Origin of the sequence: Roseburia sp. AM51-8 (assembly GCF_003478275.1) — a bacterium.
In the GTDB taxonomy this organism is placed as follows: domain Bacteria; phylum Bacillota; class Clostridia; order Lachnospirales; family Lachnospiraceae; genus Pararoseburia; species Pararoseburia lenta.
On record NZ_QUEY01000005.1, the window covers coordinates 84,518 to 109,152 of the forward strand.

The 24,635-nt window shown below is 47.6% G+C and carries 21 protein-coding genes and 2 pseudogenes; 20 read left to right on the plus strand and 3 right to left on the minus strand.

All coding sequences use genetic code 11. From position 1 onward, the window contains the following. Nucleotides 1-136: 136 nt before the first annotated feature. The 12 genes from cls (at nucleotide 137) to DW996_RS11085 (ending at nucleotide 12,084) form a co-directional block, all read left to right on the plus strand. Nucleotides 137-1,747, plus strand: a complete 1,611-nt coding sequence (gene cls / locus DW996_RS11030) for a cardiolipin synthase (RefSeq protein ID WP_118280132.1) — start codon at nucleotides 137-139, stop codon at nucleotides 1,745-1,747. Nucleotides 1,748-1,774: 27 nt separating this feature from the next. Further along, complete coding sequence (locus DW996_RS11035) at nucleotides 1,775-4,588, plus strand: histidine kinase N-terminal 7TM domain-containing protein (RefSeq protein WP_118535763.1); 2,814 nt, start codon at nucleotides 1,775-1,777, stop codon at nucleotides 4,586-4,588. A gap of 37 nt (nucleotides 4,589-4,625) precedes the next feature. Then, nucleotides 4,626-5,420, plus strand: coding sequence for an HAD-IIB family hydrolase (locus tag DW996_RS11040; protein WP_118535765.1), 795 nt, complete (start codon nucleotides 4,626-4,628; stop codon nucleotides 5,418-5,420). A 70-nt stretch (nucleotides 5,421-5,490) separates the two neighbouring features. Then, a complete protein-coding gene (locus tag DW996_RS11045) occupies nucleotides 5,491-6,195 on the plus strand; it encodes a 4Fe-4S binding protein (RefSeq protein ID WP_118280124.1) in 705 nt (234 codons plus the stop codon). A gap of 9 nt (nucleotides 6,196-6,204) precedes the next feature. Then, complete coding sequence (locus DW996_RS11050) at nucleotides 6,205-6,783, plus strand: M48 family metallopeptidase (protein ID WP_330428931.1); 579 nt, start codon at nucleotides 6,205-6,207, stop codon at nucleotides 6,781-6,783. A gap of 108 nt (nucleotides 6,784-6,891) precedes the next feature. After that, complete coding sequence (locus DW996_RS11055; protein WP_330428932.1) at nucleotides 6,892-7,434, plus strand: metallophosphoesterase family protein; 543 nt, start codon at nucleotides 6,892-6,894, stop codon at nucleotides 7,432-7,434. Nucleotides 7,435-7,470: 36 nt separating this feature from the next. Then, the gene (locus tag DW996_RS14505) at nucleotides 7,471-8,046 is read left to right on the plus strand and encodes an FKBP-type peptidyl-prolyl cis-trans isomerase (protein WP_118280118.1); all 576 of its coding nucleotides are present in this window, start codon (nucleotides 7,471-7,473) and stop codon (nucleotides 8,044-8,046) included. A gap of 14 nt (nucleotides 8,047-8,060) precedes the next feature. Beyond that, nucleotides 8,061-9,086: an aldo/keto reductase gene (locus DW996_RS11065; RefSeq protein WP_118535767.1), complete on the plus strand. Its 1,026-nt coding sequence runs from the start codon at nucleotides 8,061-8,063 to the stop codon at nucleotides 9,084-9,086. Nucleotides 9,087-9,089: 3 nt separating this feature from the next. Beyond that, nucleotides 9,090-9,317 carry a hypothetical protein gene (locus tag DW996_RS11070; RefSeq protein WP_178010674.1) on the plus strand — a complete coding sequence of 76 codons (228 nt, stop codon included), beginning with the start codon at nucleotides 9,090-9,092 and terminating at the stop codon, nucleotides 9,315-9,317. A gap of 19 nt (nucleotides 9,318-9,336) precedes the next feature. Further along, nucleotides 9,337-10,275 carry an NYN domain-containing protein gene (locus DW996_RS11075; protein WP_118280113.1) on the plus strand — a complete coding sequence of 313 codons (939 nt, stop codon included), beginning with the start codon at nucleotides 9,337-9,339 and terminating at the stop codon, nucleotides 10,273-10,275. 51 nt (nucleotides 10,276-10,326) lie between these two features. Next, nucleotides 10,327-11,055 (plus strand): alpha/beta hydrolase, encoded by a 729-nt coding sequence (locus DW996_RS11080; protein WP_243069477.1) that lies wholly within the window; start codon nucleotides 10,327-10,329, stop codon nucleotides 11,053-11,055. 42 nt (nucleotides 11,056-11,097) lie between these two features. Then, nucleotides 11,098-12,084: a 2-hydroxyacid dehydrogenase gene (locus DW996_RS11085; protein WP_118535769.1), complete on the plus strand. Its 987-nt coding sequence runs from the start codon at nucleotides 11,098-11,100 to the stop codon at nucleotides 12,082-12,084. Here the strand turns inward: DW996_RS11085 and DW996_RS14910 are convergent. Together DW996_RS14910 and DW996_RS14915 are read right to left on the minus strand one after the other, a co-directional pair. Beyond that, entirely contained in the window at nucleotides 12,065-12,382 is a 318-nt protein-coding gene (locus DW996_RS14910; protein WP_334294521.1) for a helix-turn-helix domain-containing protein, read from the minus strand. The two genes, DW996_RS11085 and DW996_RS14910, sit on opposite strands and share 20 nt — an antisense overlap. Nucleotides 12,383-12,435: 53 nt before the next feature. Next, nucleotides 12,436-12,729 (minus strand): annotated as a pseudogene (locus DW996_RS14915) (cyclic nucleotide-binding domain-containing protein); the annotation flags it as partial. A 106-nt stretch (nucleotides 12,730-12,835) separates the two neighbouring features. On the opposite strand from DW996_RS14915, the pseudogene hcp reads away from it, so the two are divergent. Then, nucleotides 12,836-14,472, plus strand: a pseudogene (gene hcp, locus DW996_RS11095) (hydroxylamine reductase). A gap of 27 nt (nucleotides 14,473-14,499) precedes the next feature. After that, entirely contained in the window at nucleotides 14,500-15,255 is a 756-nt protein-coding gene (locus DW996_RS11100; protein ID WP_243098765.1) for a TraX family protein, read from the plus strand. Between the two features lie 80 nt (nucleotides 15,256-15,335). Here DW996_RS11100 and DW996_RS11105 read toward each other — a convergent pair whose 3' ends face one another. Beyond that, complete coding sequence (locus DW996_RS11105) at nucleotides 15,336-16,190, minus strand: hypothetical protein (RefSeq protein WP_118535771.1); 855 nt, start codon at nucleotides 16,188-16,190, stop codon at nucleotides 15,336-15,338. A gap of 190 nt (nucleotides 16,191-16,380) precedes the next feature. On the opposite strand from DW996_RS11105, the gene DW996_RS11110 reads away from it, so the two are divergent. The 6 genes from DW996_RS11110 (at nucleotide 16,381) to cydC (ending at nucleotide 24,635) form a co-directional block, all read left to right on the plus strand. Continuing rightward, a complete protein-coding gene (locus DW996_RS11110) occupies nucleotides 16,381-16,707 on the plus strand; it encodes an ArsR/SmtB family transcription factor (RefSeq protein WP_334294522.1) in 327 nt (108 codons plus the stop codon). A gap of 59 nt (nucleotides 16,708-16,766) precedes the next feature. Further along, on the plus strand, nucleotides 16,767-16,985 hold the full coding sequence (locus tag DW996_RS11115) for a cation transporter (RefSeq protein ID WP_118280100.1): 219 nt from the start codon (nucleotides 16,767-16,769) through the stop codon (nucleotides 16,983-16,985). A 60-nt stretch (nucleotides 16,986-17,045) separates the two neighbouring features. Then, nucleotides 17,046-18,923 carry a heavy metal translocating P-type ATPase gene (locus tag DW996_RS11120; protein ID WP_118535775.1) on the plus strand — a complete coding sequence of 626 codons (1,878 nt, stop codon included), beginning with the start codon at nucleotides 17,046-17,048 and terminating at the stop codon, nucleotides 18,921-18,923. A gap of 121 nt (nucleotides 18,924-19,044) precedes the next feature. Next, nucleotides 19,045-20,970, plus strand: a complete 1,926-nt coding sequence (locus tag DW996_RS11125) for a glycoside hydrolase family 2 protein (protein ID WP_118535777.1) — start codon at nucleotides 19,045-19,047, stop codon at nucleotides 20,968-20,970. Nucleotides 20,971-21,213: 243 nt separating this feature from the next. Next, nucleotides 21,214-22,980: an ABC transporter ATP-binding protein/permease gene (locus DW996_RS11130; RefSeq protein WP_199642647.1), complete on the plus strand. Its 1,767-nt coding sequence runs from the start codon at nucleotides 21,214-21,216 to the stop codon at nucleotides 22,978-22,980. Beyond that, complete coding sequence (gene cydC, locus DW996_RS11135; RefSeq protein WP_118535779.1) at nucleotides 22,977-24,635, plus strand: thiol reductant ABC exporter subunit CydC; 1,659 nt, start codon at nucleotides 22,977-22,979, stop codon at nucleotides 24,633-24,635. Before DW996_RS11130 ends, cydC begins: the two co-directional genes overlap by 4 nt.

The following is a 24,635-nucleotide window of genomic DNA, read 5'->3' on the forward strand; positions in this document are numbered from 1 at the left end:
TACAGATTACATATTATTTATAACCGAAAGACTATATAGAAAAACGAGAAGATCTGCCTGTGTTGAATATCCATCGGCGATGCATTATAATAGAAAGACTAGATTTGGAGTGCTTTACATTAGGAAAGGAGCAGGCATGAAAATACGGACCTATGAGAAAAAAGCACATGTGAAAAACGGCATTGCAAGACTCTTTTTCTCTGTACTTGCGATCGCCTTAGAGATCGCTTTTATCGTGGTGGTCTTTACCAGGCTCAATGATTACGCGGAAGGTATCAACATTGCCACGCGTATTCTGGCGGTGGTGCTGGTCGTATGCATTTACGCGCAGGATCGGACAAGCAGTATGAAGACCCCTTGGATCATGCTCATCCTTGCCTTTCCGATTTTTGGCATCATCATGTATCTTCTGGTCGGTCTGAATGGTCACACCTATAAGATGCGGCAGCGTTACGATGCCGTGGATGCCATCGTTCTTCCCATGCTGGATCAGGGACCGGGGGCAGACCATGTGAAGTCCTCCATGGAGGAACTGCGGGATAAGAATGAACAACTTGCTAGTATATCCTATTATTTGCAGGAAAAGAGCGGATTTCCGGTCTATGCGGATTGTCCCATTACCTATTATGATGAGGCTTACAAGGGATTTGAGGCACAAAAAGAAGCCTTAAAAAAGGCAAAGCACTTTATCTTTATGGAGTATTTTGCCATCGAGCAGGCAGAAGCATGGAATCAGGTAGAGAAAATTTTAGTAGAGCGGGTCAAGGCCGGCGTGGAAGTCCGCGTCTTTTATGACGATATCGGAAGTATCGCCTTTATCAACGGGGATTTTGCCAAGCACCTCAATGCCCTTGGCATCCAGTGCCGTATCTTTAACCCTTTTATGCCGGGGTTGAATTTCTTTTTAAATAACAGGGACCACAGAAAGATCATGGTCATCGATGGACTGGTGGGCTTTACCGGCGGTTACAATATGGCAAACGAATACTTTAATCTGACCCATCCCTACGGTTATTGGAAGGACACAGGCGTGCAGATCACAGGGCTGGCAGTGCGGAGCCTGACGGCAACTTTTCTGGAAAACTGGAACGCGGTCAAGGGCAACGATATCGATGATGCCGATTTTGGCAAATATCTGGAGCAGCCTTATGCGGATCCGCATGCCATGGCAGAGGAGATCGGAGAGACCGGGCAAAGCCGGGCTTATGTGCAGCCTTATGCAGACCGCCCTATGGATAATGAGCATGTGGGCGAGGAAGTCTACATCAGCCTGATCAATAAGGCAACGCGGTATTGCTGGTTTGTCACGCCGTATCTCATCCTGACTGATGAGATGGTGCACGCCATCCGTCTGGCAAAAAAGCGTGGCGTGGATGTGCGCATCATCACACCGGCGATCCCGGACAAACGTATTGTCTATGCCGTGACGCGGTCTTACTATCATTGCCTGGCAAAGCACGGTGTCCGTATCTATGAATATACGCCGGGCTTCTGTCATGCCAAGATGTGCGTGGTGGATGACGTGGTAGCCACCTGCGGCACGATCAATCTGGACTACCGCAGTCTCTATCATCATTTTGAAAATGGCTGTCTCTATGCCTATGGTCCGGCAGTCCAAGAGACCAGACAGGATATGGAAGCCATGATGAGGGAAAGTCTTGAAGTTACAGAAAAATACAATACCGGGCGCAGTCAGGGCATGCGGTTTATCCAGATGCTCCTGCGTCTGATCGCACCACTTTTATAAACAGAAGAGGAGTTTACAAAAGAGAGTATGAGTCAGGGAATTTTAATTTTTCAAGCGATCGTAACGATCGCCTGTATCGCTTTTGTCTTGGCGGCAGGGATCCAAAAGTCCAACCGTCTGTCTAAATTGATGCTGATCGTGGCGTTTTTATGCCTGATCGAAAATGCGGCATATCTGATGGAGATACAGGCGGATTCGATCAGTGCGATTCTGCTGATCATGAACTTGCGATATATCGGTGTGGCATTTATTGATACTTTCTTTTTACTCTTTTGTATGCGCTATACCCACAAAAAGATACCCAAGCACCTGGTCGGTGTCATGCTCGTTGTGGACATTCTTGTCATGATCAGTGCATGGACCAGTCAGTATCATTCGCTTTTTTACCGGGACATTTATTATGTGACCGCCGGCAGTCTGACCTATCTGCACAGAGTCTACGGACCGGTCATCTATTTTAACTCGGTCTATGAGACAGTGCAGATCTTTGCCTGTGCCTATCTGGCGCTTAAGGGCTGGCGTGAGGCAAAGGATGAAAAATACCGTCGCAGTTGTAAGATGCTCTTTTTCTGTGTCCTTTTGCCTTTCGTGGTCGTTCCCATCCGTCTTTCGGGACTGGATCGGGGCTACGAACTCATTCCATCTTTGACCGCGGTGGGGATGATCTTATTCTTTTCTTCTGCCATGGTGCAGGATATGTTTGATATTGCTCGTGTGGCACACAACAATATCTTTGAAAATATGCATGAACCTATCATCATTGTGGATGGGAACTACGGCTTTGTAGAGGCAAACATCAAGGCAAAAAAACTTTTTCCATCTTTAGCCGATCAGCGGCAGGGACAACTTTTAACTGAGACAAAACTTTTGTCTTATCTGCGTACCGGGATTGCCAATAAGATGTATTTGGGCGATCAGGTCTATGATGTGCATATCGACCAGATTTATGAGGAAGATGTGCTCATGGGCTATTCTATCCTTCTGATGGATCTGACGGATGAGGAAAGGCAGATGAAGCGGATCCAGTCCCTGGTGACAGCCGCCAACGAAGCCAATCAGGCAAAGAGTGATTTCATCGCCAGCATGTCACACGAACTGCGTACTCCGATCAATTCCATCATGGGTATGAACGAAATGATCCTGCGAGAGGCGAAAGATCCGCAGATCCTGCAATATGGCAAAGACGTGGAGAGTGCAGCAAATATGCTGCTGAGCCTGGTCAATGATATTTTGGATTCGTCCAAGTTATCGACCGGCAAACTCAATATCCTGCCGGTACATTATGATCTGGGCAATATGATATCCGATCTTTATCAGATGCTGTCGCCTCATGCCAAGAAGAAAAATCTGACTTTTCAGGTCGTTGTCGATCCGACCCTGCCGCGTGCCTATATCGGGGATGATATTCGTATCCGTCAGGTTCTGATCAACCTTTTGACCAATGCGATCAAGTACACCGCCCAGGGCAGCGTGACCTTTTATGTGGAGTCGGTACAGACGACAGACAGTAGTGATCTGGGCGTACGTTTTTCCATCAAAGATACCGGAAATGGCATCAAACCGGAAAAGATCCCACAGATCTATGAACGCTTTAACCGCGTGGAAGAAACGGCAGTCCGTCATATCGAAGGCAGTGGCCTGGGACTGAGTATTTCTTCCTCTCTCCTACAACTGATGGGCAGTAAACTGGATGTCTGGAGCCAGGAGGGCGTCGGCAGTGACTTTTCATTTGTTCTCTACCAGCCGGTAGCGGATCCAACACCGATCGGGGAATTTGCGCAGATGGTAGCGCAGAATGTGGCATATGAGGAGTTTGCCTCCGGTTTTGTGGCACCGAAAGCCAAGATTCTTCTGGTCGATGACAACGAGATGAATCGGCGTGTTTTTGTGGAACTTTTAAAGGAGAGCCGGATCCAGATCACGGAGGCGGATAGTGGTGCAGAGTGTCTGCGTCTGACAAAAGAACATGCATATGACCTGATCTTTTTGGATCACATGATGCCGGAAATGGATGGGATCGAGACGCGGCGTAATATGCTTTCGGATGAGGGCAATCTCTGTCGGCAGGTGCCGATCGTCATGCTGACCGCTAATGTGACTGCGGGGGCAAGGGAAAAGTATCTGGCAGAGGGCTTCTGTGACTTTTTGCCAAAGCCTATTCTCTACGATCAACTGGAAAAGATGCTCCTTACTTACCTGCCAAAAGATCTGGTGAAAAAGGGGCAAAAGGATGACAAAGATCAGGCGCAGGCAGACATGGAACTGCCGCAGATCGAGGAGTTTGATGCGGAATATGCCATGCTGATCTGGAAGAGTCCGTCGCGTTATCGTACCGGTTTGCAGGAATTTGCCCGTGATCTTGCAAGGGCGCAGGAAAAGTTGACGACTCTTTTTGACACGACCTGGACGGATGAGACAAAAGAGGACTACAGACGCTGTATCCATACCTTAAAGGGCACGGCGGCGACCGTGGGTGCCCTGCTTTTGTCAAAAACAGCCCGCCTGATCGAGATAGCTCTGGCTGACGGTCGGATAGATCAGGTGCAGACCCTGCATCCTATACTCATGGAGCAGATCGAAGATGCCGGAAAGCACCTGGCAGATTATTTCAAGGATCACAAGGATACGACGGCGGAGACCAAGGAAAATCTCTTGGAGATGATGCAGTCTGCACTGGAAAACCAGGACCTGCAGGCGGTGGATTTCCTCTATCAGCAGTTGCAGGATAGAGCGTGGAGCGTGGACGCGGCATCGGTACTGACGACGCTGGGACAGGATCTGTCGGAATTTTCCTGGGAGTCTGCGACGCGCAAGGTGGAAATCCTGCGGACTTTCTGCTAAGATAGGTAAGCGAAAAAGAGAAAAGGATAGATTAGAAATGAAGCAAAAGGTAAAACTGATTGCATCGGATCTGGACGGCACGCTTTTACAGAATTATATGCCGGATTGTTCCGAGGAGGCGATCGAACTGATCACGGCACTGACGAAAAAGGGCGTGATCTTTGTGCCTGCCAGCGGCAGACAGTATTTTAACTTACATAACATGTTCCAAAAGGTGGATGGAGATGTCATGTATCTCTGTGAAAACGGTGCCTTGGTCTTTTACCAGGACAAGGTTCTCCTAAAGCGGGAGTTTGACCGAGCGTTAGCCTTGGAACTTTGCCATATGGTCATTGATGATCCAAAGTGTGAAGTATTGATCTCCGGGGAGTGCACCTGCTATGTGGTGCCAAAGACAGAGGACTATGTGGATTATCTGAGAAATCACATCAAGAACGATGTGACCGTGATCGGGGCACCGGAGGAGATCACAGAGCCGATCATCAAGGTATCTTACTTTACCCCAAAGGACTACCGGGATCAGGTGACGGCATACTTTACCAAAAAGATCGCCGGAAGATGCCAACTCATGGTATCGGGTAATGAGTGGGCGGACTTTGCACCACTTGGAGCCAATAAGGGTACGGCACTCGAAGCCATCGGTCAGCAGATGGGGATCGCACCGGAAGAAATGGTGGCTTTCGGTGACAACGAAAATGACCGTTCTATGTTGGAATTTGTGGGACAGCCTTATCTGATGCAAAAATGTAATCCGACCATGGAGGATGTCAAGGCGAACCACTGCGACCGCGTGGAAGATGTTTTGCGTCAGATTTTAAATGAAATGTTGTAGATACAACATATTTTTTAGACAAAATGTCTTATGATCTAGTCATCTTAGGAAAAGTAAAGGAGCATAGATCATGAGAAGAAAGATTGTTCATATTGAAGAAGAAAAATGTAATGGATGTGGCGCATGTGCGACAGCCTGCCACGAGGGAGCCATTGAGATCGTAAACGGCAAGGCAAAACTCATCAAAGACGACTATTGCGACGGACTTGGCGACTGTCTGCCGCATTGTCCGATGGATGCCATCCATATCATTGAAAGAGAAGCGGCAGATTACGACGAAGTCGCTGTCAAGGCACGCATGGAAGCAGCCCAAGAACAACCAAAGCCATTTGTATGCCCGGGCAGCATGGCAAAAGCCATTGCACATGAGGATGCGCCGGAAGTGGCGGCAGCGACAAAGGCTGCGAGTGTCAGCCGTCTTGCTAACTGGCCGGTACAGATCAAACTGGCGCCGCCACAGGCACCATATTTTGACGGTGCCCGTCTTTTGATCGCGGCAGACTGTACGGCATATGCTTATGCATCCTTCCATGAAGAATTTATCAAGGGGCATGTGACCCTGATCGGCTGTCCAAAGTTGGATGCGATCGATTACAGTGAAAAATTAACGGAGATCATCAAGGCAAATGACATTAAGAGCGTGACGATCGTGCGCATGGAAGTACCGTGTTGTGGCGGGCTGGAGTATGCAGCCAAGACCGCCTTACAGAACAGCGGCAAGTTCCTTCCATGGCAGGTTGTGACCATCTCCATTGATGGCAGGATCCTTGATTAAGGAAAAATGTTGACAGAATTGATTATTGCCTTAGAAAATGAAGAAATCGAGGTCGAGATCGTAAGATCCAAGCGGCGGAGCATGGCACTCCAGATCCGGACGGATGGATCCGTCTTAGCGCGGGTACCTATGCGTGTTTCAGACAGGACCATCCGCCGCTTTGTGACCTCGCATGCCAGGTGGATCGAGGAAAACCGCAGCCAGATGTTTGCAAGAAGACAGTATCTGGCAGAAAATCCTTACGACATCCCGGAATGGGAGAGCCTGACGGCATCCGACAAAAAAATAGCCAAGCAAAAGATAATAGAGCGCGTAGACTACTATGCAGATTGCATGGGGATAGACTACGGCTCTATTTCTATGCGTAATCAAAAGAGCAGGTGGGGAAGCTGCAGCAGTAAGGGAAATCTCAACTTTAACTACCGGCTGGCTTATCTGCCGCAGGAACTTTTGGACTATGTCGTGGTGCATGAACTGGCGCACCGCCGTCATATGGATCACTCCAAGACTTTCTGGCAGGAGGTCGAGACCTATTATCCAAATTATAAGGAATGTCGGCGGACATTAAATGATATCATGTTAGCATAAGGAGAGACAGATGCGGTATTACATTGCAGATTGCCATTTTTCCATGAAGCACTCAACCGGGAAATGGATCACAGGGGCTTTGCCTCCGTGGAGGAAATGAATGAATATATGATAAAAAGATGGAATGAAAAGGTCAGAAACCGCGACGAGGTCGTGATCTTAGGAGATCTTTCCATGGGAAATGCCGAGCAGACCAATGCCCTTTTAGACCGTTTGCAGGGCAAACTGTTCCTGATCGTCGGCAATCATGACAACCGCTATCTGCGGAGCAAAATCTTCCACAAGGAGCGTTTTGGCTGGATCTATCCCTATGCGGAACTCCATGATGACGGGCGCAAGGTCGTCCTTTCCCATTATCCCATCGCCTGTTATAACGGGCAGTATTTAAAAAATAAAAAGGGAGAGCCGCGGACCTATATGCTCTACGGGCATGTGCATGACAGTCATGACGAGCGCCTGATCGAGCAGTATCAGCAGATGGTGGAAAAGACCCGGATCCCGGATCATGATGGTGGAACGCAGGCCCTTTCTTCCCACATGATAAATTGTTTTTGCATGTATTCGGACTACCAGCCCCTCAGTCTGGACGAGTGGATCGCGCTGACAAAGCAGCGACTTATCCGTTGCCAGAATGTGGAAGATTCATTATAATATAAGAGTTATCATCTAAGGAGGTAATCATACGCAATGAAGAAAGAAAATAAGAAAATGGCACAGGAGAGAAGAGCCGCAGAACGTAAAAAACAGGCAACCATGCGTCTGGTGAGAAATACCCTCATCATTGCGCTTATCGTTGCATTTTTTGTCGGCATGATCGTCTATGGCGTGATCGATAGCCGTAAGCAAAAGGCTGCCGAGGCAGAGGATGCCCAGCAGCAGGCGACAGATACGTCCAGCCAGGAGTCCACCACACAGGATTCTTCAGATACGACGAAAGAGACATTGCTGACAGATACCAGTCTGGAAGTAAAGGAAGGCGATACGGTCAATATCGATTATTCCGGCAGTATTGACGGTTATGTTTTCCAGGGAGGAACCGCAGAGGGACAGGATCTGACGATCGGATCTAATACTTTTATCGATGACTTTGAGGAGCAGTTGGAAGGTCATAAGGTAGGAGAGACCGTTGAGGTCAATGTCACATTCCCGGAAAATTATGGACGTTCTTATACAGACGATAATGGCGAGACCAAGAGTTTCAATGGGGCTGAGGCAGTCTTTACCGTCAAGATCAACGGCATTTACGGACAAGCAGAAGAATAAGGGAGGAAAAGCAAATGAGAAACATTACATTAGGAAGTACAGGGATCACAGTGCCGCAGAACGCTTTTGGGGCACTGCCGATCCAGCGTATCAGTGCTGAGGATGCAGCGGGACTTTTGAAAAAGGCATACGAAGGCGGCATGCGCTTTTTTGACACGGCAAGAGCCTACAGCGACAGCGAGGAAAAAATGGGCTTAGGTCTTTCAGATGTCAGAGAAAATATTTACATTGCCTCAAAGACGGCAGCCAAGACACCGGAAGGATTCTGGAAAGACCTTGAGACCACACTTCATAATTTAAAGACCGATTATCTGGATATCTATCAGTTCCATTGTGCAGACCGGGTTTTTGCACCGGGGGATGGCACAGGCATGTACGAAGCCATGCTTGAGGCAAAAGCCCAGGGTAAGATCCGTCATATTGGTATCACAGCGCACAAGATCGGCATTGCCGAGGACATCATCGAATCCGGTCTTTATGAGACCTTGCAGTTCCCATTTTCCTATCTGTCTGCGGACAGGGAACTGGCATTGGTGGAGAACTGCCGCAAGCACAACATGGGCTTTATTGCCATGAAGGGACTGGCTGGCGGACTTATCAACAATTCCACCGCAGCCATGGCATATATGACACAGTTTGACAATGTCCTTCCGATCTGGGGAATCCAAAAAGAGAGCGAGTTGGATGAATGGCTTGCCTTTATGGATCAGACACCGGAAATGACCGATGAGATCCGTGCCTTTATTGCCAAGGAATGTCAGGAACTGACCGGCGATTTCTGTCGTGGCTGTGGCTACTGTATGCCGTGCCCGGCAGGTATCATGATCAACCAGTGTGCACGTATGTCTCTCATGCTCCGCCGTGCGCCGTCAGCCGACTGGCTGACCGAGGAAATGCAGGCAGAAATGAAGAAGATCGAGGGCTGCTTAGAGTGTGGCGCCTGCAAAAAGAAGTGTCCGTATGAACTGGATACACCGACATTACTAAAGAAAAATTACGAGGACTACAAGCGTGTGCTTGCAGGGGAAGTAGAGGTATAAGAGATGATCAATCCGGGAACTATGATGAAACTCATGAATGCAAAGAACACATTTACAAACAATCATCCAAAGTTTGTAAAGTTCTTGCAGGTGGTATTTTCTTCCCGCGTGGAGGAAGGAACTGTTTTTGAGATTACCGTGACTAAGCCGGGAGAGGAACCGATCACGACAAATTTTAAGGTATTGCAGTCGGATCTGGAATTGATGGAGAGCCTGAAAGATTTACAGTAACAGGCAGGTGGAGTATAAAATGGAAGAAAAACGTCTGGCACTTTTGATCGATGCGGAGAACGCGAGTTCCAAGTATATTGATGCCATTATCAGTGAATTAAAAAAATATGGTGTGATCACCTATCAGAGAATGTATGGAGATTTTACCAGTCCAAATCTTGCAGACTGGCACAAAAAGGCATTGAAGCATGCCATTGTGCCAATCCAGCAGCCGCGCTATTCGTCCGGCAAAAACGCATCGGATATCATGCTGGTGATCGATGCCATGGATATCTTGTATCAGGACAAGACGGATGGATTTTGTATCGTGACTTCGGACAGTGATTTTACAAGACTGGTCAACCGCCTGCGTGAAGAGGGTATGTTTGTGATCGGCATGGGCAAATCCGACGCGTCAAAGACCTTTATTGCAGCCTGCAATGAATACAAGTTCTTGGATAAGATCGTGGATGAGGAGGTCAAGGAGACTTCCAAGGCAAAGAGCCACAAAGAAAGTAATCACGACAGCAAGGGCGATTCTATCACACCGATCGGAGAAATTAAATCAGCAATTAACGAATTGATCCAGCAGAGCGAGAACAATGGCGAGCATGCCAATCTGGGATCCACCAAGAGCAATCTGCAAAGACTCTTCCCGGATTTTGATGAGCGAAATTACGGCTACAGTTCCATGCGTACCTTTATTGAGGAAGCGACCAAGTTCGAGACCATGCAAAAAGGTACTGCCATCTGCATCCTGCGCAGCAGTGACCATGGCAAGGATATCGAAAAAGAAGTAGAGAAATTTGTACAGAAGGCGGCAGCCAGCACGGTGGAACTGGGAACACTTGGCAGGATGATCGCGACTGAATACCCGGATTTCAAATACAAGGATTACGGTTATGCCAGACTTTCCAAGTATGTCAGCAGTGTTCCGGGCGTGCAGATCGAGAACAATCTCGTGACTGCCATCCTGTAAAGACAGGTATAGATTTTTCTGGTTTTCAAAAAATAAAGATAGGACAGCAATATGAAAAACACAAGTCAGCGTAAAAAATTAAAAATAGAGATCACCATTGTCATCATTATTTCCCTGATCACGGGGATCATGGCTTATCTCAACCAGTATTATCACGCCGAGGGCGTAGAGGACGCACTGGAATCGGACGTGGAAGTTACCGTGACCAAGACGGAGGACGGCTATTTTTTTGATGGCAAGGGTACGGAGAGTGCCATGGTCTTTTATCCGGGAGCCAAGGTGGAGGAAATCTCCTACGCACCGCTCATGAAGCAGTTGGCGGCAAATGGCTTGGATTGCTATCTGGTCACTATGCCTGGTAATCTGGCGATTTTTGGCATGAATAAGGCAACGGATGTCATGACAGCCTATAAGTATAAGCATTGGTATATCGGCGGTCATTCGCTGGGCGGAGCCATGGCGGCATCCTATGCAGCAGATCACGCGGACGAACTGGACGGTCTCCTTCTTCTGGCGGCCTATTCGACCAAGGATCTTTCCGACAGCGATCTTGCGGTCGTGTCTTTGGTCGGCAGCGAAGATGGTGTCATCAACCGGGATAAACTGGCAAAGTATGCGGACAATCTGCCAAAGGATACGACGGTTGATATTCAGTTTGCCGGTGGCAATCACGCCTACTATGGCAATTACGGAGAGCAGGACGGCGATGGCAAAGCCGGTATCTCACGCGAGGAAGAGCAGGCGACGGTAGTGGATGCCGTGGTAGAAGCCTGGCTGTAAGAGTTACATAGACCGGATCTATGAAGGAAAGGATAAAATTAAATGAAGATATTATTTTATGATGCAAAGAAATATGATATCGATTCTTTTGATAAGGAACTGGCAGATTATGCATCCATAGAGATCGAGTATCTGGATGCCGATATCAATGTGAGAACAGCGGCTTTAGCAAAGGGCTATGATGCCGTCTGTGCTTTTGTCAGTTCCGATTTATCTGCACCGGTTCTGGAAGTTTTGCACGAGGAAGGCGTAGGTCTGATCCTATTACGCTGTGCCGGTTTCAATAATGTGGATCTGGAAAAGGCAAAGGAACTGGGACTCACTGTCCTTCGCGTACCGGGCTATTCCCCGGAAGCCGTGGCAGAGCATGCAATGACACTGGCTATGAGTGTCAACCGACGCATTCATAAAGAATATATCAAGGTGCGGGAGAACAATTTCAGTCTGGAAGGACTCATGGGGATCAACTTTTACGGCAAGACCGCAGGTATTATCGGTACGGGAAAGATTGGTGCCGCTATGGCGCGCATTTGCCGGGGATTTGGTATGCGGGTGATCGCCTATGACAAATACCCGAACCCATCTTTGGATTTTATCGAGTATAAAGAATTAGAAGAAGTTTTCCGGGAGGGTGACCTGATCTCTTTGCATTGTCCGCTCACGATCGACAACTATCATATGATCAATGCCAAGACCATTTCTCTGATGAAGGATCAGGTGGTACTGGTCAATACTTCCCGCGGGGAACTGGTCGATACGGATGATCTGATTGCCGGGATTCGTGCCCACAAGTTTCATGGCGTGGGACTGGATGTTTACGAGGAGGAGTCCGGCAATGTTTTTGAAAACCGTGAGGCAGACATCATGGAACATTCCGTTACGGCAAGGCTTTTGTCTTTCCCGAATGTGATCGTCACCTCACATCAGGCATTCTTTACCGAGGAGGCAATGGAAGCCATCAGCCACACTACCTTAGAGAATGCGCTGGGCTACGAAAAGGGAGAGATCCCTACAGGCAATCAGGTGTAAGTTTAAAATGATTTTTTTTGGAACTCAGGATGCCCTCGCGCTGCATCTTGCTGAGTTCGTTGGAGAGGGCGCTGCGGTCGACCCCCAGATAATCTGCCAGTTGTTGGCGGTCAAAGGGGATGTCGAACTCGTAGTTGCCCTCTTTTTGTGCAAAAAAGACAGATAGGACAAGAGCCTGCCGCGGATGGTCTTGGGCGAGGTGTGGAGGATGTGGCGGGACATATGCAGGTTCTTTTGTGAGGAAATGGCAAGCAGATTGCCTAAGAGGGCGCGGTGGCTGTAGCAGGACTTCTGACAGGGATTTAGGATAGCCCGGGTCTGTAAGAAAAGGACTTCTGTCGGTTCATTTGCAACGATATCGACCATGAGGATCTCCTCCGGTGTCAGGGCATAGGACTCGGCAAAGATCGCGCCTGCCCCCAGGCGGTCCATTACGGTGCGATTGCCCCAGAGGTCATTGTTTTCGATGGTGATATTGCCGGAGAGGACCAGACCGATGGCAGAGACCGTCTGTCCGGCACGCAGGATCAGACTGCCTTTTTCATATTGTCTGGTCTGTACGGAAAAACAGGTCAGCATCTTTTCCAGTTCATCCACGGAAATGCCGCGGAATAATCTTGTATTTGCTAAAAATTGGTAATTCATTTTTTCTCCTTTTGTTGTTATGACAACATAATTGTTTCGATAGCCATATTATAATGAGCCTGTCAGTGAAAAACAAGACAAATAAGCAAGATAAAGGAGAAGAAAAATGGAAAATAAGATGTTTTGCTATCAATGTCAGGAAACAGCAGGATGCAAGGGATGCAGTGTGCGCGGTGTCTGCGGTAAGACACCGGAAGTGGCTGCATTGCAGGATCTTTTGATATATGTGACCAAGGGATGTGCTGCCCTTACAACAGCGCTGCGCAGTGAGGGCAAAGAGGTTTCTTATGAGGTCAACCATCGTATTACCTTAAATCTTTTTACAACCATCACCAATGCCAATTTTGATGGGGCACAGATAACAAAGCGGATCGCAGATACCTTGGTCTGCAAGGAAGAACTTTTACAGCAGTTAGAGGACAAAAGGGAATTGCCGGAGGCAGCCCTTTGGACGGCGGAGCCGTCGGCTTATATGGAAAAGGCAAAAAGTGTCGGCGTTTTGGCAACGCAGGATGAGGATATTCGGTCTCTGCGCGAGTTGATCACCTATGGGCTCAAGGGTCTGTCCGCCTATTCCAAGCATGCCAATGTACTGCTGGCAGATGACGCAGAACTGGATGCCTTTTTACAGCGGGCACTGGCAGCAACCTTAGATGACACCTTATCCGTGAATGATCTGGTGGCGCTGGCATTGGAGACAGGCAAGTATGGCGTGAAGGGTATGGCACTTTTGGATGGAGCCAACACGCAAGCCTATGGCAATCCGGAGATCACAAAGGTCAACATCGGCGTGGGTAAGCGCCCGGGCATTCTGGTATCCGGACACGATCTGCGGGACCTGGAAATGCTTCTGGAGCAGACCAAGGACAGCGGCGTAGATGTATATACCCATTCAGAAATGTTACCGGCACATTATTATCCGGCGTTCAAAAAGTACAAGCATTTTGTCGGCAATTACGGAAATGCATGGTGGAAACAGACGGAAGAATTTGCGTCTTTCCATGGTCCGATACTGATGACGACCAACTGTATCGTACCGCCAAAGGATTCCTATAAAGACCGTCTCTTTACCACGGGGGCATCCGGCTATCCGGGCTGCAAACATATTGAGGGAGAAATTGGTCAGGAAAAAGACTTTAGTCAGATCATCGCATTAGCCAAGACATGCCGGCCACCGGAGGAGATCGAACAGGGGCAGATCATCGGCGGTTTTGCACATGCCAGGTATTTGCCCTGGCAGACCAGATCGTAGAAGCCGTAAAGAGTGGCGCGATCAAGAAATTCGTTGTCATGGCAGGCTGCGACGGCAGAGCCAAGTCCCGGTCTTACTATGCGGATTTTGCAAAGGCATTGCCACAGGATACGGTCATCCTGACAGCAGGCTGTGCCAAGTATAAATACAATAAATTAAATCTGGGTTCTATAGGAGATATCCCGCGTGTCCTGGATGCAGGGCAGTGTAACGATTCCTATTCGCTGGCGGTCATCGCTATGAAATTGCAGGAGATCTTTGGACTGGAAGACATCAATGAACTGCCAATCGTCTATAACATTTCCTGGTATGAGCAGAAAGCAGTTATTGTCTTGTTGGCGCTCTTAGCCCTTGGTGTAAAAAACATCCACCTGGGACCGACCCTGCCGGCATTCTTATCACCGAATGTGACAAAGGTTCTGGTAGACAACTTCGGGATTGCAGGCATTGGCAGCGTGGAGGAGGATATGAAGATCTTCTTTGGTGAATAAATCTTTACAGAAAGGAAGTGGCTTGTTATGATATTCTGGTGTCAGGTTCTGGCACCGGAAGGAGAACAAGCCATGCTTTCTTTAAACCGAAATCAGATCAAATATATTGTGATCCTAGCCATGCTCATCGATCACATTGCCTGGGCTTTTGTACCGCTTGCCTCCTGGCAGGGGCAGATCATGCATATGATCGGTCGGCTGACAGGTCCGACCATGGCATATTTTATTGCCGAGGGCTATGTGCATACACGAAGCGTAAAGAAGTATGCCAAGAGACTTGCCATTTTTGCGGTCATTTCCTGGATCCCCTTTACTTTTTTTGAGTATGGACATTTACCTATTTATAAATTAAATGGAAATTATACATTTGAATTTTCGCCGGGCGTTATCTACACCCTCTTTCTAGCCCTGCTTGCAATCTGGGTTTGGGATAAGGGAACGATGATGGAGGCACAGAAAAAAGCCATCATTGCCTTTCTTTGTATCTTGTCCATTTGGGGAGACTGGCCCATCTTTGATATCCTTTATACCATGTGTTTCTTTTGCTATCGGAAGGATGAAAAGAAGAAGTGGTCGACTTATACCCTGCTCTCTGTCTGTAGTTTTGTCTTTGGGGGATTTGGTATCTGGGGTGTTTATCAACTGGGTGTCCTTTTGGTGCCCCTGCTCCTGCATTATACTTATAATGGAAAGGCGGGCAGTAAGAAGCCCATACATAAGTGGTTCTTTTATGTATTCTATCCCCTGCACCTGCTCGTGCTGGGACTTTTAAAAATTTTATAAAGTAAGATCACATAGAAAGCCCTCGTGCGCAGGATACGCGCGGGGGCTTTTCTTTTATTTCATTGAGAAGTTTGGAAAACTTAAACTGTTCCTGTGATGGTCAGGGTTGCGGAACCCGGAACAATGGAGATGGCACCGGTCGCAGCATCCTGTGTATAGGAAGCGGCAGGTACGGTGATGATGCCGGCGGTCGATACAAACTGTCCGGTGGTGGCATCGTAGGTGTACTCGGTACCTTCCGTCCAGGCAGTGCCATTGAAGGCGACCGTGATCGGATTTAAGATCGGGTCAAAACGGTCGGAGACGATCAGGGCATCGGCTTCATCCGCTGCGGTGTTGCCGTAGTTCTGAATGATAAAGGTATAAGTCAGTTGTCCGTTTTCGGAGACAGTCGTCGGTGTTAAGGATTTACTGATGCGGAGCACCGGCTTACTGTAAGCATTGACTGTAGCACTTGCCGTGATCGGATTGGCGATATTGTTGGCATTGATGGTCGCCGTGTTGGTGATGCTACTTTCCTGTGCCAGTGGAGCATAATCGTTGGTCTTGGCCTGATAGATGACGGTGACATTGCCTTTTGCCGGAACAGACAGACCGGAAATGGTCAGAGGAGGACCGGCGGTCACCGTTGGTGTCGGCTGTAAGACACCGCCAACATAATAGCGGACGGTGCCTACCACATAGTCCATAGGCACCAGTGTTAAGGTGTTTAAGGTATAGGCACCCAGATTATCGGAGATCGTCACTCCGGTCATGGTGGTATTGCCTGAGTTTAAAATGTTGACGACATAGGTCAGGGTATCATCCTGCTGATACTCGGTCTGTACGGCGGTCTTTGTGGCAGAGAGCACTTCGACCAGTTCACCGGTCGTGATATTGGATGTGGTCGTGTTGCCGTTGTAGGACAAGGTCGCCTGGTTATAAAAAGTTGCCATAGTTGATATTCTTTCTTTTTTTATTATTCTATGTGGCGTGGAAAAAAAGGTACAGAAAATTCATTGGATATATTGACAATGCATGAACATATGAATATAATTACATATGAACAGATGATAAAGAGAAAAAATACAAAAGATAAAGATAAAGAAGGGAGGATTTCAGGTGGCAGAGCAGAAGTCAGAATTTTTGGCAGCACACGAAGAACTGGTAGAACAGGTACTCCAAAACCAGCCGGAGGATGAATACCTGTATGATCTGGCAGAACTTTTCAAGGTCTTTGGCGATTCGACCAGGATTAAGATCTTATATGCCTTGTTTGAAAGTGAACTTTGTGTCAGTGATATCGCACAGATCTTAAATCTGAACCAATCCGCGGTCAGTCACCAGCTCCGCATTTTAAAGGATGCCAAGTTGGTCAAGTTCAAACGGAGCGGCAAGAGTATCTTTTACTCGCTGGATGATGATCATGTGCGCACGATCCTATCCATGGGCATGGATCACGTAGAGGAGTAAATACAGATAGATCACCATCTTGTATGATAAAGAATAAAAAAGAAAAGGAGAACATAATTATGAAAAAGACATATGATGTAGAGGTTGATTGCGCAAACTGTGCAGCAAAGATGGAGGAAGCCGTAAAGAATACAGAGGGCGTAAAGAATGCAACTTTGAGTTTCATGACCTTAAAGTTAAAGGTTGAATTTGAAGAAGGCGCAGATGTGGACGCTGTTATGCAGCAGGCATACAAGAACTGCAAAGTCGTAGAAGACGATTGCGAGATCTTTTTATAAGAAGAACCGCGTTTCGGGGCTGTGCCACGGAGGCGGTGGGAGTCGTAAAGGAGAAGATAGATGAGTAAAAAACAGCAAAAAGTACTGAAACGCATTGTTGTTGCCCTGATTTTATTAATAGCAGTATCCATTCTGGATGCTTTGGTAGAGATGCCGTGGATCCTTCGTCTGGCATTGTATCTGGTGCCATATCTGGTAATCGGCTATGACATTTTAAAAAAAGCGGGAAAAGGTATCCTAAAGAGACAGGTCTTTGACGAGAATTTTTTGATGGCAGTGGCGACCATTGGAGCGGTCTGCTTGGGAGAGTTCAAGGAAGGCGCTGCGGTTATGCTCTTTTACCAGATCGGCGAACTCTTCCAGAGCGTAGCCGTAGGAAAGAGCCGCAAGAATATTGCAGCCCTTATGGATATCCGACCGGATTATGCCAATATGATGGTGGACGGCAAACTGGAAAAGGTCGATCCGGATGATGTGGAGATCGGTTCCGAGATTATTATCAACCCGGGAGAAAAAGTGCCGATCGACGGTGTGATCACAGAGGGGAATACGACCTTAAATACCAGCGCGCTTACGGGAGAAAGCCTGCCGAGAGACGCATCCTGCGGCGATGAGATCATCAGTGGATGCATCAATATGACCGGTATGATCAAGGTAAAGACGACCAAGGAGTTTGGAGATTCTACCGTATCCAAGATCTTAGATCTGGTGGAAAATTCAGCCATGAAGAAATCCAGATCCGAGAACTTTATCACAAAGTTTGCCAAGTATTACACACCGGCAGTCTGTTACGGTGCTCTGGCGCTTGCTATTTTACCGCCGATCGTGCGCCTGTTTATGGGAAGTAGTCCGATGTGGGGCGAGTGGATCATCCGAGCTTTGACTTTCCTGGTAATCTCTTGTCCGTGTGCTTTGGTTATTTCCATTCCGCTATCATTCTTCGGAGGTATCGGTTGTGCCTCCAGCAATGGTATTCTGGTCAAGGGATCCAATTATCTGGAAGCATTGTCTGCAACCAAGTATATTGTCTTTGACAAGACAGGAACGTTGACCAAGGGAGTATTTGAGGTGACCGCCTCTTACCCGGAAAATGGATTTGATAAAGAAACCTTACTTGGTATGGCTGCCTATGCCGAAAGTTCATCTTCCCATCCGATCAGCCTGAGTTTGAAAAAGGCATATGGACAGGAACTGGATCTTTCCCGTGTCTCTGACATTGAGGAGATCGCCGGACATGGTGTGTGTGCCCGGGTGGACGGCAAGAAGGTCTATGTTGGAAACATGCGCCTGATGCAGCGTGAAAATCTGACGGTTACGACCGAGCACAAAGAGGGAACGGTCTGCTATGTTGCCGTGGATGGCACCTATGCAGGATGTATCGTGATCTCCGATGTGGTAAAACCGACCACGAAGGATGCGATCGCCGGACTGAAGAAGAACGGCATCAAAAAGACCATTATGCTTACCGGGGATGCCAATGAGACGGCACAGCGTGTGGCAGCAGAGATTGGTATTGATGAAGTCCACAGTGAACTGCTTCCGGCAGATAAGGTCGCACAGGTCGAGCACATTTTAAATGCCAAGGGAGAAAAGGAAAACTTAGCCTTTGTCGGTGACGGCATCAACGATGCACCGGTATTATCCCGCGCAGACATTGGTATTGCCATGGGAGCCATGGGATCGGATGCAGCGATCGAGGCAGCCGATGTGGTCCTTATGGACGATGATCCGGCAAAGATCGCGCTGGCTATGAAGATCTCTGTACGAACCTTAAAGATCGTGCGGGAAAACATTGTCTTTGCACTTGCGGTTAAGGCAGTCTGTCTGATCTTGGGAGCACTTGGTATTGCCAATATGTGGGTAGCCATTTTCGCCGATGTCGGTGTCATGGTGCTGGCAGTCCTGAATGCCACAAGAGCCTTGAAGATAAGAGCATAATAAGAATTTAAAAGGAAGGACTCTGCTGTGTCGCAGGGTTCTTTTTTCTTGGCTGGATAAACAGTGAAAAGACCGCAAAGGTGTGATACAATGAGCCCAAAGGTGAAAAGAAGGTGTGCGTATGAAGCAGTTATATACAAGTTGGGGAGAAAAATTAAAAGAGGAGATGAAAGTGGGCAAGGAAGATCTTGCAGTACTTACAGAATATCCGCGCCCATCCATGATGCGCGATTCTTATGAGAATCTCAATGGTTGGTGGGATTATGCCATCACAAAACAGTTGGATGGGGAGAAAATCCCGGATATTTATAATGGGAAAATCCTTGTGCCATACTCACCGGAAGCTGCACTCTCCGGTGTGGAGCATCAGTTGCAACCGGATGAATATCTCTGGTATCATAGAGAACTTGTACTGGATAGAAAAAAACTGGATCAAGGGATGCGTCTGCTCTTACATTTTGGTGCGGTGGATCAGACAGCATATGTCTATGTGGACGGAAAAGAAGTGATGACACATGTTGGCGGATATCTCCCATTTACCCTTGACCTGACACCATATGCAAGGGAGAGTCGGGCGGACGCACTGGATCTTGTCGTGAAGGTGAAGGATGTCAGCGACACTTCTTATCATGCGAGGGGAAAGCAAAAGTTACAGCGTGGCGGTATGTATTACACGGCCCAAAGTGGTATCTGGCAGACGGTCTGGATGGAATATGTACCGGCGCTTGCAATCGCAGAAGTAAATGTGGTGGCAGATAGTGATCATGGAAAAGTGTGTTTTACTATTCTTGCACAGGGAAAAAATGAAACGAATGAATTAACAGATATTTGTGAAAATTTCATGACAAATGCAGGCTTACCTGTAACGATACGGATTTTTGCATCATCTCATGCGCGAGCAAATATTGAAACACCGCATGCTAAAATACAGGAAATAAGTGGAAAAACAGTCATAGCAGAGTACAAGGATAGCACCATCATAAGAAAAAAGGTGGAAAGTTCGGATAATCCGGAAAATTCTAATCTATATCTGGAAGATATTGTGCTGGAGATACCGGAAGCAGACCGCAAGTTCTGGAGCGTGGAAACACCTTATTTATATGATTATGAAATCTTGCTGGGGGAGGATGTTATTTACGGCTACTTTGCACTGCGCACGTTCACAAAGGAAAAAGATAAAGATGGAATCTGGCGCATCTGTTTAAATCATCATCCGATATTTATGGAAGGTGTTTTGGATCAGGGCTATTGGCCGGATGGACTCATGACACCGCCTGCGGATGCGGCATATATTTTTGATATCATGGGAATGAAGGAGACCGGATTTCATATGATCCGTAAGCATATCAAGATTGAACCGGAGCGATTTTATTTCCATTGTGACAGGCTGGGGATGATCGTATGGCAGGATATGGTAAATGGCGGTAGGTCTTACAAGGATTGGTATGTTACATATCTGGCTACCGTACTTTCGTTTTTACAGATCAAAAGCAATGACAGGCATCGAAAACTGCTTTCGCGTGAGGACGAGGCTGGACAACGTGAATGGCAGCAGGAGATGTTAGAGACGATCGCCTTATTAAAGAAACACCCCTGCATCAGTACTTGGGTGATCTTTAACGAGGGATGGGGACAATTTTCAACAAAAGATATGGTTACACTTGCAAGGCGGGCGGATGACAGCAGGCTGATCGATGCGGCAAGCGGCTGGTATGATCAGGGCTGTGGAGATATGAACTCTTTTCACAATTACTTTTTTCCACTGGTCATTCCACGTGACCCAAAAAAGAATGAGCGTGTGGCTGTATTGTCAGAGTATGGAGGTTATTCCTATGGCATCCCGGAACATACCACAACAGAAGCTATCTATGGATATGGAACTTATAAAGATACGGAGAGCCTTAAGGCGGCATATGAAAAGCGGCGTCAGGAGGCGATGAGATTGATTCCGCAGGGGTTGTGTGCAAGTGTCTACACACAGGTATCTGATATCGAGGACGAGGTCAATGGTATCTATACCTATGATCGGAAAGTGAAGAAAATATAATAATCATGCAATACTATTTTAAGGTGTAAGTCGAAAATGACTTACATCTTTTTTGATTACAGAAACTCTGCATTTCTGATGGTAAGAAGAAAAATCCAATGGCAGGAAGAAAAAACCAGTGGAAAAATCAAGCAAAATGTGGTAAGTTAAAACGAACTCATGTTATGAATGAAAAACCACGGTACACATCAACTAATCAAAACGAAAGTATATTTCATAGCTACAGGGAAGGAGAACATACATATGATGATGAACAAACGGCTCATCGCCATGGTGGGCGAGAGCAAAAAATACATAGCCGGCAATGTCATCTTTCAGTGGCTTGGCATGCTTGCCAACATACTGATGATGTATAGCATTACCGGATTTTTAGGAACTTTACTGCCGGACAGCGGCAGGGGAGGCGACTTTTACCAGAACATCAAAAGACTGGTCTTGGTTGTTGCATTCTGTATCCCGGCACGTTTCCTTTGCACCCTTCTTTCCAACCGCATGAGTTTTCTTTCGGCAAAGACCGTAAAAAAGACCCTGCGACAAAAGATCTATGAGAAACTCCTGGCACTGGGTTCTTCCTATCAAAAATACGTTGCCAGTTCCGAAGTCGTACAGATCGCCGTGGAGGGAGTAGACCAGTTGGAGACTTACTTTGGTGCCTACCTGCCGCAGTTCTTTTATGCCATGTTGGCACCCCTGACTTTGTTTATTGTCCTTTGCTTTGTCAATGTGCCGGCAGCGATCCTACTCTTGGTCTGCGTGCCTATGATTCCGATGGCGATCGTCTTTGTCCAGAAGTGGGCAAAGAAACTTTTGTCAAAATACTGGGGACAATATACGGCTTTGGGCGACACCTTTTTGGAAGACCTGCAAGGGCTTACGACCTTGAAAATCTATCAGGCAGATGGCTATAAGAGTGAAAAGATGGACGAGGAAGCCGAAAAGTTCCGAAAGATCACCATGAAGGTCCTGACCATGCAGTTAAATTCCATTACCATTATGGATATTGTTGCTTATGGCGGTGCGGCACTTGGCATGATCGTTGCTATCCTTCAGTATCGCGCAGGTCATACCGATCTTACCGGCACACTTTTTATCATCCTGCTTTCGGCTGACTTCTTTATTCCTATGCGCCAACTGGGAAGTTTTTTCCATGTTGCCATGAATGGTATGGCAGCCAGTGACAAGATCTTTGCCCTTTTGGATGTCAAAAAGGAAGAGACAGGGGAGATCGCAGATGAGGTACCACAAACAAACGATCTTTGTATGCAGGACCTGTCTTTTTCCTATGATGAGAGCCGTCAGATCTTAGTCCATATCAACCTGTCAGTAAAATCCGGGCAGTTTGTTGCCCTGGTCGGAGTCAGCGGCTGCGGAAAATCAACGATCGCATCCTTATTTATGGGAAGAAATACGGCTGACCAGGGGCAGATCACCTTGGGAGGCCTGCCATTGGCAGCCATTCCGGAAGATGTGCGTATGCAGAAGATCACCTATGTCAGCCACGATGCCTACCTCTTTAAGGGAAGCGTGCGCGATAATCTTTTGATGGCAAAGGAAGACGCCACGGAAGGGGAAATGTGGAAGGTCTTAGAGCAGACCAAACTGGCAGACTTTTTACGGCAAGAGGAGGGGCTGGATACCAAATTACTGGAAAAGGCATCCAACTTGTCCGGCGGACAGCGGCAGCGCCTGGCATTGGCGCGTGCTCTCTTGCATGACAGCCTGATCTATATTTTTGATGAGGCAACCTCCAATATTGATGTCGAGAGTGAAAATGATATCATGGAGCAGATCATTGCTTTGGCTAAGACAAAGACCGTGCTTCTGATCTCCCACCGTTTGGCAAATGTGGTCGGAGCAGATCAGATCTATGTATTGGAAAAAGGTCAGATCGTTGAAGTGGGGCAGCATGAAAGCCTTTTGCAAGAGCAAAAAACTTACGCGTCACTCTGGCAGGCGCAGCAGGAATTGGAAAATTATGGAAAGTCTGAGAAAGGAGGAGCACAGGCATGAAAAAGAGATCGAATTTAGAGATCATGGCAAAACTGATCGGCATGGTACGTCCGCTTCTGGGCTATATGCTCCTTGCCATTACATTAGGTCTGATCGGACATTTACTGGCATCCTTTATCACTATTTTTGCCGGTTATGCGGCATTGAAGGTTTGGGGATTTCCAATCGCCCACTCCTTTGCTTTCTTCTTTGTCTGCATGGTGGTCTTTGCCATCGCCAGAGGATTTGCCCGCTATACGGAGCAGTCCTGCAACCATTACATTGCATTCAAACTCTTAGCACTGATCCGCGCAAAAGCATTTGCAGCCCTGCGCAGGCTCTGCCCGGCAAAACTTGAGGGCAGGGACAAGGGAGATCTGATATCCGTCATTACTTCAGATATTGAACTTTTGGAAGTTTTTTACGCACACACGATCTCGCCGATCGCGATCGCTACGATCTACTCGGTCATCCTGAGTCTTTTCATCGGACATATCCACTGGGGCTTGGGATTACTGGCATTGGCGGCATATGTGACCGTGGGCGTCATCGTACCGGTCATTGCTTCCAAAACGAGTGGCGATCTGGGATTGGAGTTCCGCAATCAGTCAGGTAGTCTGAGTGCATTTGTGCTGGATTCTTTGCGCGGTCTGCCGGAGACCATGCAGTATGGCAATGGCAAAAAACGTATGCAGCAGATGAATGAGCGCACCGATCGGATGAATGACTGTCAGGAAAAAATGAAGCGTGTGACTGGGCTTAATATGGCGGTGACCAATACGGCAATCCTGGTCTTTGACTTCCTTATGCTGCTTAGCGCATCTTATTTATATAAAGAAGGGATCATTGCCTTTGACGGGATCGTGATCGCGACTCTGGCACTTATGTCCTCCTTTGGACCGGTGGTGGCACTGGCAAATCTGGGAACGACCTTACAGAATACCTTTGCCTCAGGCAACCGTGTCTTAGACATTTTAGAGGAAGAACCACAGGTCGCTGAGATCACAGGTGCAGACCAGACAACTTACGGACAGGTGACGATCGAGGATGTGACCTTTGCATATGAAAAGGAGACGATCTTAGATGGAGTGTCTTTGGATGTGCCAAAGCAGGGCATTCTTGGTATTGTCGGAAAGAGCGGCAGCGGTAAATCAACCCTCTTAAAACTTTTGATGCGTTTCTGGGATGTTGATTCAGGAAAACTTGCAATCGCAGACCGGGAGATCGGAAAGATCAATACGGAAGATCTGCGCCGGATGCAGGGCTATATGATCCAGGAGACCCATCTTTTCTGTGACTCTATCGCAGAAAATATCCGCATTGCAAAACTGGATGCGACCAGAGAGGAGATCGAGGAAGCCTGCAAAAAAGCCTCCATCCATGACTTTATCCTGTCCTTACCGCAGGGCTATGACACACCGGTGGGCGAGTTGGGTGATACCTTATCCGGCGGAGAGCGTCAGCGTATCGGGCTGGCGCGTGCCTTTTTACACGACGCGCCGATGATGCTTTTGGATGAGCCGACCAGCAATCTGGATTCCTTGAATGAAAGTGTCATTTTGCGTTCTTTGCGCGAGGAGCGAGGAGATAAACTGATCCTCTTGGTCTCACACAGGGATTCTACCATGCGCATTGCCGATCAGGTCTATCAAATGAAGGAAGGACGCGTCAGTTAG

What these genes read in the sequence shown, in the direction of transcription:
- cls (WP_118280132.1), top strand. Translation starts at nt 137, where the DNA reads ATGAAAATACGGACCTATGAGAAAAAAGCACATGTGAAAAACGGCATT.
- DW996_RS11035 (WP_118535763.1), top strand. Translation starts at nt 1,775, where the DNA reads ATGAGTCAGGGAATTTTAATTTTTCAAGCGATCGTAACGATCGCCTGT.
- DW996_RS11040 (WP_118535765.1), top strand. Translation starts at nt 4,626, where the DNA reads ATGAAGCAAAAGGTAAAACTGATTGCATCGGATCTGGACGGCACGCTT.
- DW996_RS11045 (WP_118280124.1), top strand. Translation starts at nt 5,491, where the DNA reads ATGAGAAGAAAGATTGTTCATATTGAAGAAGAAAAATGTAATGGATGT.
- DW996_RS11055 (WP_330428932.1), top strand. Translation starts at nt 6,892, where the DNA reads ATGATAAAAAGATGGAATGAAAAGGTCAGAAACCGCGACGAGGTCGTG.
- DW996_RS14505 (WP_118280118.1), top strand. Translation starts at nt 7,471, where the DNA reads ATGAAGAAAGAAAATAAGAAAATGGCACAGGAGAGAAGAGCCGCAGAA.
- DW996_RS11065 (WP_118535767.1), top strand. Translation starts at nt 8,061, where the DNA reads ATGAGAAACATTACATTAGGAAGTACAGGGATCACAGTGCCGCAGAAC.
- DW996_RS11070 (WP_178010674.1), top strand. Translation starts at nt 9,090, where the DNA reads ATGATCAATCCGGGAACTATGATGAAACTCATGAATGCAAAGAACACA.
- DW996_RS11075 (WP_118280113.1), top strand. Translation starts at nt 9,337, where the DNA reads ATGGAAGAAAAACGTCTGGCACTTTTGATCGATGCGGAGAACGCGAGT.
- DW996_RS11080 (WP_243069477.1), top strand. Translation starts at nt 10,327, where the DNA reads ATGAAAAACACAAGTCAGCGTAAAAAATTAAAAATAGAGATCACCATT.
- DW996_RS11085 (WP_118535769.1), top strand. Translation starts at nt 11,098, where the DNA reads ATGAAGATATTATTTTATGATGCAAAGAAATATGATATCGATTCTTTT.
- DW996_RS11100 (WP_243098765.1), top strand. Translation starts at nt 14,500, where the DNA reads ATGATATTCTGGTGTCAGGTTCTGGCACCGGAAGGAGAACAAGCCATG.
- DW996_RS11105 (WP_118535771.1), bottom strand. Translation starts at nt 16,190, where the DNA reads ATGGCAACTTTTTATAACCAGGCGACCTTGTCCTACAACGGCAACACG.
- DW996_RS11115 (WP_118280100.1), top strand. Translation starts at nt 16,767, where the DNA reads ATGAAAAAGACATATGATGTAGAGGTTGATTGCGCAAACTGTGCAGCA.
- DW996_RS11120 (WP_118535775.1), top strand. Translation starts at nt 17,046, where the DNA reads ATGAGTAAAAAACAGCAAAAAGTACTGAAACGCATTGTTGTTGCCCTG.
- DW996_RS11125 (WP_118535777.1), top strand. Translation starts at nt 19,045, where the DNA reads ATGAAGCAGTTATATACAAGTTGGGGAGAAAAATTAAAAGAGGAGATG.
- DW996_RS11130 (WP_199642647.1), top strand. Translation starts at nt 21,214, where the DNA reads ATGATGATGAACAAACGGCTCATCGCCATGGTGGGCGAGAGCAAAAAA.
- cydC (WP_118535779.1), top strand. Translation starts at nt 22,977, where the DNA reads ATGAAAAAGAGATCGAATTTAGAGATCATGGCAAAACTGATCGGCATG.